Annotated in this window: 7 protein-coding genes, 3 tRNA genes and 3 rRNA genes; 10 read left to right on the top strand and 3 right to left on the bottom strand. The window is 56.4% G+C overall.

What is annotated here, in order from left to right:
• Positions 1-12 precede the first annotated feature (12 nt).
• Positions 13-756 (bottom strand): hypothetical protein, encoded by a 744-nt coding sequence (locus tag D1820_RS09030; RefSeq protein WP_254683299.1) that lies wholly within the window; start codon positions 754-756, stop codon positions 13-15.
• Positions 757-1,856: 1,100 nt separating this feature from the next.
• Between D1820_RS09030 and D1820_RS09025 the strand changes: the two genes are divergently transcribed.
• From D1820_RS09025 to D1820_RS08995, 7 genes are all read left to right on the top strand, one after another.
• Positions 1,857-3,320 (top strand): 16S ribosomal RNA (locus D1820_RS09025).
• Between the two features lie 150 nt (positions 3,321-3,470).
• Positions 3,471-3,546: transfer RNA gene (locus D1820_RS09020), tRNA-Ala, on the top strand.
• Between the two features lie 25 nt (positions 3,547-3,571).
• Positions 3,572-3,648, top strand: a tRNA-Ile gene (locus D1820_RS09015).
• 421 nt (positions 3,649-4,069) lie between these two features.
• Positions 4,070-6,897: ribosomal RNA gene (locus D1820_RS09010) — 23S ribosomal RNA — on the top strand.
• Positions 6,898-7,015: 118 nt separating this feature from the next.
• Positions 7,016-7,130, top strand: a 5S ribosomal RNA gene (gene rrf / locus D1820_RS09005).
• The 16S, 23S and 5S rRNA genes sit together here with 3 tRNA genes alongside, the layout of an rRNA operon.
• A 146-nt stretch (positions 7,131-7,276) precedes the next feature.
• Positions 7,277-7,353: transfer RNA gene (locus D1820_RS09000), tRNA-Met, on the top strand.
• Positions 7,354-7,615: 262 nt separating this feature from the next.
• Positions 7,616-8,742 (top strand): IS3 family transposase gene (locus D1820_RS08995; RefSeq protein WP_118068317.1). Its coding sequence is split into 2 segments (ribosomal slippage): positions 7,616-7,880 and positions 7,880-8,742, totalling 1,128 coding nucleotides; the frame shifts between segments, so codons are not numbered across the junction.
• A gap of 307 nt (positions 8,743-9,049) precedes the next feature.
• Here the strand turns inward: D1820_RS08995 and D1820_RS08990 are convergent.
• Positions 9,050-9,934 carry a LysR family transcriptional regulator gene (locus D1820_RS08990; protein ID WP_118068670.1) on the bottom strand — a complete coding sequence of 295 codons (885 nt, stop codon included), beginning with the start codon at positions 9,932-9,934 and terminating at the stop codon, positions 9,050-9,052.
• A gap of 106 nt (positions 9,935-10,040) precedes the next feature.
• On the opposite strand from D1820_RS08990, the gene gstA reads away from it, so the two are divergent.
• Genes gstA through D1820_RS08975 form a run of 3 tightly spaced genes read left to right on the top strand, consistent with a single transcriptional unit; the run spans position 10,041 to position 11,254 of the window.
• Entirely contained in the window at positions 10,041-10,652 is a 612-nt protein-coding gene (gstA, locus tag D1820_RS08985) for a glutathione transferase GstA (RefSeq protein ID WP_118068668.1), read from the top strand.
• Positions 10,649-11,029 (top strand): nuclear transport factor 2 family protein, encoded by a 381-nt coding sequence (locus D1820_RS08980; RefSeq protein ID WP_096872473.1) that lies wholly within the window; start codon positions 10,649-10,651, stop codon positions 11,027-11,029. Before gstA ends, D1820_RS08980 begins: the two co-directional genes overlap by 4 nt.
• 3 nt (positions 11,030-11,032) lie before the next feature.
• Positions 11,033-11,254: a 4-oxalocrotonate tautomerase family protein gene (locus tag D1820_RS08975; protein WP_118068666.1), complete on the top strand. Its 222-nt coding sequence runs from the start codon at positions 11,033-11,035 to the stop codon at positions 11,252-11,254.
• Positions 11,255-11,372: 118 nt separating this feature from the next.
• On the opposite strand, the gene D1820_RS08970 is transcribed toward D1820_RS08975, so the two are convergent.
• Complete coding sequence (locus D1820_RS08970) at positions 11,373-12,239, bottom strand: NADP-dependent oxidoreductase (protein ID WP_118068665.1); 867 nt, start codon at positions 12,237-12,239, stop codon at positions 11,373-11,375.
• Between the last annotated feature and the right edge of the window lie 58 nt (positions 12,240-12,297).

Raw genomic sequence — 12,297 nt, 5'->3', positions numbered from 1 at the left:
GTAGGTGTTGCTCTATAGTAAGAGTGTGGATGGTTTCAGCGGATTGAGCCGCGCCGCCGTATCAAAGAGGGCGAACCCCTGGCGCGTATCGGCCACGATACGCCGGGCCAGCGCGCCCCTCGGCGGGATCTGATCCAGATCCGCGCAGGTGGCCCGCCAGGCGACCAGATGATCGCGCGGTGCAAAATAGGCAGGCAGCGCCAACTGGTCCGCCGCTGCACTCAGGCGACGGCGCAACACCTCGTTGCCCATACGAGATCCCAGCACGAGATAGTCCACCGCCAACGGATGCAACTGGGGCAGGGCGTCAACAGAGAGGGTGGCCGGATGGTCGCCATTCTGGGCGCAATCTGCGCGCAGCGCTGTGGTCAACGCGGCGAGCAGCCTTGTGCTATGTCCGGTGCCATCGTCGCCGGAGCCCGCCAACGCATGCAGCGCGGTATGCTGGCAGGCCAGAAACCAGGCAAGATAGGGCAGGGGGCTTTGATGAAACGGGGCAAAGGCCAGTTCAGCCGCATCATGTTCGCGGCGAGTGGCCCGCCGCAGCTCGACCCGAAACCCGGACTTGTCCTGGTGACTGCGATGTGTGCCACCGGGGGACTGCCCGGGGGACTGCAATGGTTTGCCCTCTGTCTTGGATGGTGCATCGACCTTGAGCACGGTGTTCAGGGTGTCCTGATCAGGGGTGTCGTCGTCAGGGGCGTCGTCGGCATCCTCGGACAGGGCGAATGGTGCGGAGAGGTGAAGATCTGTCATGGTCTCATATGTTGGTGCTGCGCGCAGGCGTCTTGAATTATGTATGGACAGGATCCCTCTGCGACCCGGTGTGTCCGGCTGGTGCTCCGCACGTTGATCAATTCACCGGTCGAACTGTGCACCAGTCGGATCACGGCACGGGCAGGGCGGTGCGCTGATCGGTTCAGCACATCCACGCTCATACCCTACCAAAGCGTATGATCGGGGGGTGGCACAACCCTTAGTCTCAACAGTGACCCTGCGGCCTGATGAAATTTGACCCGCAGGTTGCGAAGGAGGGCTGATTTTGCAGCCCGGTATCGTCCGGCCCGGCCATGTTGAGGTCCGTAACGCCGAGTCGAATGGCAACGAGTCGGCGTCGCACTAGTGGTCCTGCGCCGTTGTGCACCTACATATAGATGCAGCCGCGGTGGGCCGCTGGGGCAGGACGCCGCGCGCGCCGTAGGATCCACCGGAAAAGGAATGGTTTTCAGAGAAATTAGTCAGGCTAATGGCATGATATAAAACGGAAATACTGAGTTTCTTCGAAAACTTCATGAAAACGTCAAAAAACCGCTTGCGGCCATCGGTAACTCACCTTAGAACCCCCTTCACCGGCGGCGCTGAGGCGCTACTGAGACACACCGGACGGGACGGCGGCGACGCTGGGATGGACGGGAAACGCGGCGGAGAGACGCTGGGACGGGCTGGAGAGGCGGTCGGACGCATCGGAAAGACGGTGGCATTTGTGGGGTTTTGATCGGCGGGCGCGTCAGGAATTTGGCGCATCTGTTGGTTGTTGTCTCTGGATGTATGCTCTTTGACATTGATGATATCTGAAGAGATATGTGGGCGGTTTGGTTCATTCGATGGATCAACCTCTTCATATCAACGCTAGTAGGGCTTTTGTCCGATGATCTAGTGTCAGCTTCACTGTTTGTCGGCTTTCTGTACCTTTGGTACTGAAGCACGAGAAACAGAGAATGTTGGATGTTCGTTTCGAGTTCCTAGCCGGGTTCGAAGCCGTGCTGTTTGAGGCCCGTCCTCAAGTAGCGTTAGCGGTAGGACATTCAAAGATGTGCAGAGGTTCGAACGTCAAGGATAAGCATGTAAGTGCTTTTCAACTTGAGAGTTTGATCCTGGCTCAGAACGAACGCTGGCGGCAGGCCTAACACATGCAAGTCGAGCGCACTCTTCGGAGTGAGCGGCGGACGGGTTAGTAACGCGTGGGAACGTGCCCTTCTCTAAGGAATAGCCACTGGAAACGGTGAGTAATACCTTATACGCCCTTCGGGGGAAAGATTTATCGGAGAAGGATCGGCCCGCGTTAGATTAGATAGTTGGTGGGGTAACGGCCTACCAAGTCTACGATCTATAGCTGGTTTTAGAGGATGATCAGCAACACTGGGACTGAGACACGGCCCAGACTCCTACGGGAGGCAGCAGTGGGGAATCTTGGACAATGGGCGCAAGCCTGATCCAGCCATGCCGCGTGAGTGATGAAGGCCTTAGGGTCGTAAAGCTCTTTCGCCAGAGATGATAATGACAGTATCTGGTAAAGAAACCCCGGCTAACTCCGTGCCAGCAGCCGCGGTAATACGGAGGGGGTTAGCGTTGTTCGGAATTACTGGGCGTAAAGCGCACGTAGGCGGATCAGAAAGTTGGGGGTGAAATCCCGGGGCTCAACCCCGGAACTGCCTCCAAAACTCCTGGTCTTGAGTTCGAGAGAGGTGAGTGGAATTCCGAGTGTAGAGGTGAAATTCGTAGATATTCGGAGGAACACCAGTGGCGAAGGCGGCTCACTGGCTCGATACTGACGCTGAGGTGCGAAAGTGTGGGGAGCAAACAGGATTAGATACCCTGGTAGTCCACACCGTAAACGATGAATGCCAGTCGTCAGCAAGCATGCTTGTTGGTGACACACCTAACGGATTAAGCATTCCGCCTGGGGAGTACGGTCGCAAGATTAAAACTCAAAGGAATTGACGGGGGCCCGCACAAGCGGTGGAGCATGTGGTTTAATTCGAAGCAACGCGCAGAACCTTACCAACCCTTGACATCCTAGGACCGCCAGAGAGATTTGGCTTTCACTTCGGTGACCTAGTGACAGGTGCTGCATGGCTGTCGTCAGCTCGTGTCGTGAGATGTTCGGTTAAGTCCGGCAACGAGCGCAACCCACATCCTTAGTTGCCAGCAGTTCGGCTGGGCACTCTAGGGAAACTGCCCGTGATAAGCGGGAGGAAGGTGTGGATGACGTCAAGTCCTCATGGCCCTTACGGGTTGGGCTACACACGTGCTACAATGGCAGTGACAATGGGTTAATCCCAAAAAACTGTCTCAGTTCGGATTGGGGTCTGCAACTCGACCCCATGAAGTCGGAATCGCTAGTAATCGCGTAACAGCATGACGCGGTGAATACGTTCCCGGGCCTTGTACACACCGCCCGTCACACCATGGGAGTTGGGTTTACCCGAAGGCCGTGCGCCAACCTTTCGAGGGGGCAGCGGACCACGGTGAGCTCAGCGACTGGGGTGAAGTCGTAACAAGGTAGCCGTAGGGGAACCTGCGGCTGGATCACCTCCTTTCTAAGGATGTATCTAGCTAGATCAGAGCTTGCTCTGTCTCGTGATACACTTAGCATAAGATCAGTAATCAAAACTGATCACATCCGGACCAGGCCGTCCTCATATCTCTTCAGAACTGTCATGATCTTGCCCTGGGGCAGGATCTAGCAAGGGGCCTTAGCTCAGCTGGGAGAGCGCCTGATTTGCATTCAGGAGGTCAGGAGTTCGATCCTCCTAGGCTCCACCACTCATGCGAACGGCCCACATAGAATGGGTCGGTAGCTCAGGTGGTTAGAGCGCACGCCTGATAAGCGTGAGGTCGGAGGTTCAAGTCCTCCTCGACCCACCATTCTTCAGACTATGATTTGATCATCAAGCACTTGCTTTGAGTGTTTGATCGTCCAATCGGACCGGATCGATGTTCCTTCGGGAAGGTTGATCACATTGACATCGTTTAGAGAGATACAATCAACAACACTGTTGGTCACCCGCGTAAGGGATCGACCTCAGTTTGGTGCTGAGGACCGCTTCGGTGGTCTGATGCGAGCCTTTGCATCCGCCCTTTTCCTCGGGCGCGCGAGGGTCTGCCGGATTGAAACCACAGTGTTGTCCAAGTCAAGTACACTAACCCGGTTCATATTCCGCAAGGTTTATGAACCAATGTTCACTTCTTATTAAGTGAGCGGGAAAGTATGCTTTTGGTTCAGAATAAGGCCACAGTTTCTTACCAGCTTCTGTGGCGTGACAGTTCACTGTCTTTTTCTGGACCAGATCAAGCGCGAGAAGGGCGTTTGGTGGATGCCTTGGCAGTAAGAGGCGATGAAGGACGTGATACTCTGCGATAAGTCATGGGGAGCTGAGAATAGGCTTTGATCCATGAATTTCCGAATGGGGGAACCCACCTGACAGTTTGTTATTGTTAGCTTTGCTATCAATAATGAGCTTAATCAGGTACTTAAGACCTGAATACATAGGGTTTTAAGAGCAAACCCGGGGAACTGAAACATCTAAGTACCCGGAGGAAAGGACATCAATATGATACTCCCCTAGTAGCGGCGAGCGAACGGGGACCAGCCGAGCCTTGAGTGTGAATAGAATGTGTTGGGAAGCACAGCCAGAGTGGGTGATAGCCCCGTATATGAAGCATGATAGGACGTATTAAGTAGGGCGGGACACGTGAAATCCTGTCTGAAGATCGGAGGACCACCTTCGAAGGCTAAGTACTCCTTACTGACCGATAGCGAACCAGTACCGTGAGGGAAAGGTGAAAAGCACCCCGACGAGGGGAGTGAAACAGTACCTGAAACCGAACGCCTACAATCAGTTGGAGGCCCCTTGAGGGCTGACAGCGTACCTTTTGTATAATGGGTCATCGACTTGGTCTCACGAGCAAGCTTAAGCCGTTAGGTGTAGGCGCAGCGAAAGCGAGTCTTAATAGGGCGCATGAGTTCGTGGGATCAGACCCGAAACCGAGTGATCTAGGCATGGCCAGGTTGAAGGTGCAGTAACATGCACTGGAGGACCGAACCCACATCTGTTGAAAAAGATCGGGATGAGCTGTGCCTAGGGGTGAAAGGCCAATCAAACTCGGAGATAGCTGGTTCTCTGCGAAATCTATTTAGGTAGAGCGTCATCCGAATACCCCGGGGGGTAGAGCACTGGATGGGTAATGGGGCCCCACAGGCTTACTGATCCTAACCAAACTCCGAATACCCGGGAGTACTAGATGGCAGACACACTGCGGATGCTAACGTCCGTAGTGGAGAGGGAAACAACCCTGACCTACAGCTAAGGCCCCTAATTCATGGCTAAGTGGGAAAGCAGGTGGGATGTCCAAAACAACCAGGAGGTTGGCTTAGAAGCAGCCATCCTTTAAAGATAGCGTAACAGCTCACTGGTCTAATTAAGACGTCCTGCGGCGAAGATGTAACGGGGCTCAAGCCATGAGCCGAAGCTTAGGATGCACATAGTGCATGGTAGCAGAGCGTAGTGTGACATAGCTTCATGTCTCCTTAGTGTCCTCGGACACATCGGAGACACGAAGCTTTCGATGAAGCGGGCGCGTGAGCGATCCCGTGGAGAGATCACTAGCGAGAATGATGACATGAGTAGCGACAAAGAGTGTGAGAGACACTCTCGCCGAAAGTCCAAGGGTTCCTGCTTAAAGCTAATCTGAGCAGGGTAAGCCGGCCCCTAAGGCGAGGCCGAAAGGCGTAGCCGATGGGAACTAGGTTAATATTCCTAGGCCAGGAGGATGTGACGGATTGTGAAGGTAGTTCATCCTTATCGGATTGAATGGGCTGCTGATCAGTCCCTGGAAATAGCCCTCCATGAGACCGTACCCTAAACCGACACAGGTGGACTGGTAGAGAATACCAAGGCGCTTGAGAGAACGATGTTGAAGGAACTCGGCAAAATACCTCCGTAAGTTCGCGAGAAGGAGGCCCGGTTCCAAGGCAACTTGGAGCTGGGGGCACAAACCAGGGGGTGGCGACTGTTTATTAAAAACACAGGGCTCTGCGAAGTCGCAAGACGACGTATAGGGTCTGACGCCTGCCCGGTGCCTGAAGGTTAAAAGGAGGGGTGAGAGCTCCGAATTGAAGCCCAGGTAAACGGCGGCCGTAACTATAACGGTCCTAAGGTAGCGAAATTCCTTGTCGGGTAAGTTCCGACCTGCACGAATGGCGTAACGACTTCCCCGCTGTCTCCAACATCGACTCAGCGAAATTGAATTGCCTGTCAAGATGCAGGCTTCCCGCGGTTAGACGGAAAGACCCCGTGCACCTTTACTACAGCTTCGCACTGGCATCAGGATTGTGATGTGCAGGATAGGTGGTAGGCATCGAAACCGGAACGCTAGTTCCGGTGGAGCCTCCCTTGAGATACCACCCTTCGCACTCTTGATGTCTAACCGCGGTCCGTTATCCGGATCCGGGACCCTGCGTGGCGGGTAGTTTGACTGGGGCGGTCGCCTCCTAAAGCGTAACGGAGGCGCGCGAAGGTTGGCTCAGAGCGGTCGGAAATCGCTCGTTGAGTGCAATGGCAGAAGCCAGCCTGACTGCGAGACTGACAAGTCGAGCAGAGACGAAAGTCGGCCATAGTGATCCGGTGGTCCCAAGTGGGAGGGCCATCGCTCAACGGATAAAAGGTACGCCGGGGATAACAGGCTGATACTGCCCAAGAGTCCATATCGACGGCAGTGTTTGGCACCTCGATGTCGGCTCATCTCATCCTGGGGCTGGAGCAGGTCCCAAGGGTACGGCTGTTCGCCGTTTAAAGAGGTACGTGAGCTGGGTTTAGAACGTCGTGAGACAGTTCGGTCCCTATCTGCCGTGGGTGTAGGATACTTGAGAGGAGTTGCCCCTAGTACGAGAGGACCGGGGTGAACGATCCACTGGTGGACCTGTTGTTGCGCCAGCAGCAGTGCAGGGTAGCTATGATCGGACAGGATAACCGCTGAAGGCATCTAAGCGGGAAGCCCCCCTCAAAACAAGGTATCCCTGAGGGCCGAGGTAGACCACCTCGTCAATAGGCCGGAGATGTAAGTGCAGCAATGCATTCAGTTGACCGGTACTAATCGCCCGATAGGCTTGATCTGTTCCAGTAACAGTCAGTGACACAAGAACCAAAAGCAAAACACAAAACTTGGACTTCATGTCGATTGTATCTCCGCGACGTCTCAAAACCGAAACGTCGCGAATATGGATTTTCCTCGGTTTGGTGGTCATAGCGCAAGTGAAACACCCGGTCCCATCCCGAACCCGGAAGTTAAGCACTGTTGCGCCGATGGTACTGCGTCTTAAGGCGTGGGAGAGTAGGTCACCGCCAAACCTAGAAAAATCCATAAACACAAACGATACCAATAAAATATACCTTCAGACACAAACATCTGAAGACAAAAACGCTCAGTCACAACACGCGTGATCAAGCAGCGGCAGCCTCAGGCAACAAAACGCAATGAGGCAAAACTATACTGTCGCGGGATGGAGCAGCCCGGTAGCTCGTCAGGCTCATAACCTGAAGGTCGTAGGTTCAAATCCTACTCCCGCAACCAATATTACCAAAACATAACACATACTTACAGCCGCCTCCGGGCGGCTTCCTGCGTTTGGGACAAGCCCGCTGAAAGCACAAGGATGTAAACAGAGCCAAGAGAGGTCCTATGCTGCACCAACACCAACCCGCAGCGCGTCCAGCTGAAGTGGTCCGAGCAAACTGGACAGCGGATTAAGGTGTATCCCAAACCTTTGAAGGGATACTGAGCCTCCCCCCATGAAGTGGTCCGCCCCTATGTTTAGGAAAGCGGAGGACCATAGATGGCCAATAAGAGACCGAAGCCCGAAGAGATTGTCGTGAAGTTGCGGCAGGTTGAAGTGCTGATGGGGCAAGGCATGCCCCGGATTGATGCAATCAGACAGATCGGCGTGACTGAACAACCATACTACCGCTGGAAGAAGAAGTACGGTGGCATGGGTACAGAGCAGCTTAAGGAACTGAAGCGGCTTCAGAAGGAGAACGAGCGCCTGCGTAGGGCGGTATCGGACCTGACGTTGGACAAATTGATCCTGTCCGAGGCCGCAAAGGGAAACTTCTGAGCCCCTCGCGCCGCCGCGCCTGCATCGATCTTGTGCGCAGCCAAATGAAGGTTTCCGAGCGTCGCGTTTGCCGCGTCCTGGGCCAGCATCGATCCACACAGAGACGAGAGCCGGTTGGTCGGGCTGACGAAGACCGTCTGGTTGCGGACATGATCGAGCTGACACGCCAGTATGGACGATACGGCTACCGTCGGATTGCCGCTCTGCTGAGAGACGCAGGCTGGCAGGTGAACGATAAACGTGTCGAACGTCTATGGCGGCGAGAGGGGCTAAAGGTTCCAATGAAGCAACCCAAGAAGGGACGGCTCTGGCTCAACGACGGATCATGTGTCCGGCTGCGGCCAGAGTATCGCAATCACGTTTGGTCATACGACTTCGTGCATCACCGGACAGATGATGGCAGGGCGTTCAGGACATTGAACATCCTGGACGAACACAGCCGGGAGTGTCTTGCGATCCGGGTGAAGCGAAAGCTGAACTCGACCGAGGTCATCGACGCGCTGACGGACCTGTTCATATTGCGTGGTGTCCCAGCGTATATCCGATCTGACAACGGCCCAGAGTTCATCGCGGAGGCTGTCAGGGGTTGGATCAAAGCTGTCGGGGCCAAAACTGCGTTCATTGAACCAGGGTCACCTTGGGAGAATGGCTATTGCGAAAGCTTCAACGGGCGAATGCGCGACGAGCTGCTGAACGGGGAAGTTTTCTACTCGCTGCGTGAGGCGCAAATTATCATCGAAAGCTGGAGGAAACACTACAATACCAAAAGACCCCACAGTGCTCTGGGCTACCGCCCACCGGCTCCAGAGACCATCGTCTCGATGGACCAAAGGCCAACTATGCACTAACTTTTAATTTGGACCACTCAAGTGGGGCTGCTCAATTAGGTTGTCCGTCTCAGAATGGTTTGGTTTTAGTGAGCGGCAGTTTGGGCCGTTAGTCAAACTTTGTAATGGTCACTATCTGAGCAAAGGTGCCGCTAGCTGTGCGTCATCATGGGTTTAGATGATTGCGGAGAGGGCAGGTAGGATATGGCGATTACCTGCTCGAGAAACCAAATCTGGACATGATTACAATAGTACAGCACCCAAGGGGTGCCTCTCGTGTTTGCACCCGCAACCTAACTGATATCTGCAGCACCGAACGCATCCAGTGTTATGACGGGGTGAGGGGGTCGATCCGGTTCCAAAGCTCGTCGGCGACGACCCCTATCACCTGGTCTCTGCGCCTCATTTTGAAGAGCGTGGTCCGGCGCAGCGGGAAGCCCTCAAGATTGAGAGGTCGCAAGACCCCGGAGCGACGCTCATGGTGTGTCATGTGGTCGGGTAAGCCGCCCCAGCCGAGGCCTGCGAGGATCACCTTTTTCTTGGCGGCGAGATCGGACACGGTCCATTTCAACCCGCCTGCCAGCAGGTCGCGACTTTGTTCATGCGCCGCACCACCGGAGTCGGCAGTGACCACCTGCACGTGGCCCTGCATTTCGTTGGCTGCAAGGGCGCGGCATGTGGCGGGCAGGTCCAGATCTGGGCTGGCCACCGGTCGGATCGTGACCTCGCCAACTGGTGTGGCCTCGACAGTGTCGAGGGGCACCCCGTCCAGAGACGCAACCGCGATATCAGCCTTGCCCTCCAGCAACCGTGCGATCGGACCACCCATCATCTCCATCCGTAGCCGCAAATGGGTCGTTGGGTAACGCCGCCCGGTGTCAGCAAGGGTCGGCAGAAGAAGATCCAGATCCATCGTGGCGCTCACGGCGATGGTCAACTCCGGCTCTTCGCGGGCGCGCAGCCGGGCCGCGGTGGTGCGCAGCCCTTGCATCTGACGCAGCACTCTGGAGGCCTCGCGGTAAAATACTTCCCCTGCCGGGGTGAGCACCGGGCGGTAAGCTTCTCGGCTGAACAGCTCCAGCTCCAGTTGGTCCTCCAATTGGCGGATTGTGTGGCTGATGGCGGATTGTGATTTATGCAGACGCTCAGCGGCGCCGCGGAAGGTGCCGGTTGAGACGATTGCGTCGAGAGCGATGAGCTGGTCGTGTTTCATGGGTTTATAGACGATCTATTTTTTTAATCGTTATGATGAAAACACAATATTATCAATCAATCATCTCAGGCGGTAGCCAGTGGGCATCACACCACAGGAGACTGTCATGAAACTCTACTACAAACCCGGTGCCTGCTCGCTGGCCAGCCATATCGCCCTGCAGGAGGCTGGCCGCCCCTTTGATATTGAGGCTGTCGATACTACTGCAGGTCGGACCGAAGGCGGTGCGGACTACCGTGCCATCAATCCCAAAGGGTACGTTCCGGCCTTGCGTCTGGAAGACGGCAGCATCCTCACCGAAGGGCCCGCTATCTTGCAGTATATCGCAGATAGCCACCCGGAGGCAGGTCTGGCACCGGTGCCGGGAACCTTGGCCCGCACCCGGATGCAGGAGCAGCTGAACTGGATTGGGACTGAGCTGCACAAGGCATTTGGTCCGCTGTTTCGTGAGGGCAGCACCGAGGCTTATAAGGCCAAAGCACGCATCGATGTCGCGGGCAAATTCGATCTGGTTGAGGCGCAGCTGGAAGATGGCCGCGCGTGGCTGGTTGCGGATCAGTTTTCGGTTGCGGACGCCTATTTGTTCGTGGTCGCGAACTGGGCGAATTTCACCGGCATCGACCTGGCCGGCTGGCCCCGGCTGGCTGCCTTTGTAGACCGCAGTGCCGCGCACCCCTCCGCTCAGGCCGCGATGCGCGCAGAGGGGCTGATCCAATGACGCCTACGGATCGCAAACAGGTCCGCGCGCTGATGGAGGCCTATTTCGAGGGGCTTCATCAAGCCGACAGCGCCATGCTGCGGGATGTCTTCCACCCGCAGTTGGCCTATGTCTGCGCCACCGAAGGCGATGAGCTGTATCTGGACCTTGAGACTTACATGACCCGCGTGGATGGTCGTGAGCCGCCTGCCCGGCGCGGCGAGCCACGCGAGGAGGAGGTTCTGGAGGTTGCTTTTGTCAACGACCGGATGGCCCAGGTTAACGCCCGGATGACCATGATGGGACGTGATTTCCATGACCTTCTGACCCTCGTCCGCTACGGTGCCGAATGGCGTATCGTTACAAAAGTGTTCTCCTATGTGCCGAAAAAGGACTGAGCAATGCCTTATGTGAATATCAAGGTGACCCGCGAAGGTGGCCCCAACGGCATCGGCCCGAGCGCTGAGCAGAAGGCGCAGTTGATCCGCGGCGTCACTGATCTTTTGCAGAAGGTTCTGGGCAAATCCCCGGCGACCACATTTGTGGTGATCAATGAGGTCCCGCTGGAGGATTGGGGCGTCGGCGGCCTACCGGTGCAGGAGTATCGTATACAGGCACAGTGAGGACGTCGCTGACAGAGACATTGGGGCCGCTGGCAACCTGACGACGCTCAGCGGCCCCGGTTTTGACGATGATGGGCACTGGCGGCGAGAACTCCGCCTGTGCCCGCCTTTGCTTGTGTCAGCAACTGGTATGGTCGAGGACCAGTTTGCCGGTATGCCCGGGGGCCTCCAGTCTGCGGTGTGCCTCCGATATCTGATCAAGTGGCAAGATCTCTTCGATGTCCGGGATCAGATCTCCCTGTGCCAGCCAATCGGCCAAAGGGGCCAGAACGTCTCGATTGGCGGGGTTCTGAACCGTCACCGGGGTGATCCCGCGAGCGGGGGTAAAAACCCCTCCCGGCTTCCACCATTCTGGAACGACGGTCACATAAGCGCCGCCATCCTTGACAGCGGCGAATGCTCTTTGCGCGTGCTCGCGACCGCGCACATCAATGGCACCATCGACACCCTGCGTGTCTGGGTCGGCCAGTTCGAACCCCAGCAGGGGGGCGATTTTCGCAGCCATTGCGCCAACCGCCCCTTTGGGGTTGTTGATCAGAACACGGGCGCCCGGTGCCAGGTCCAGCGCCTGAAGCGCGGCCAGGGCCGTGCTGCCGATCAGCGGCACCGCAGCGGCGGTGGTGAAGGAGACCGCATCCGCGATTTTCACAACCTGGCTGGCTGGCAGCGCGGCAAACTGCGCGTGGGTGCCGACCAGTGATCCCGGCTGCGGTGATATCGCCATCACCCGGTCGCCGGGCGCAAAATCGTCGGTTTCAGGACCAAGCGCCTCGACCGTGCCCGCCGCATCCCAGCCCAGGATCATTGGGAAAGTGGCCGCCTCATCAGGCAGGATATTGCCCGCGCGGACACCGACATCCACTGGATTCACACTGGACGCTTGGATGCGGATCAACAGCTCCCCTGGCTTGGGCTCCGGGCGCGGCAGCTCTGCCATCCGGAAGTGATCAGGTCCGCCATAGGTTTCGATAATTGCAGCTTTCATCCGTGCCTCCAACATTTTGTAATGACCGTTAAATAACCTGTGGCTTGCCGGGTCAAGC

The sequence above is a fragment of the Phaeobacter sp. LSS9 genome (genome assembly GCF_003443595.1).
Classification (GTDB): Bacteria; Pseudomonadota; Alphaproteobacteria; order Rhodobacterales; family Rhodobacteraceae; genus Phaeobacter; species Phaeobacter piscinae.
Note: the sequence above shows the minus strand (reverse complement) of the source record. Positions and strands in the feature narration are given on the sequence as shown.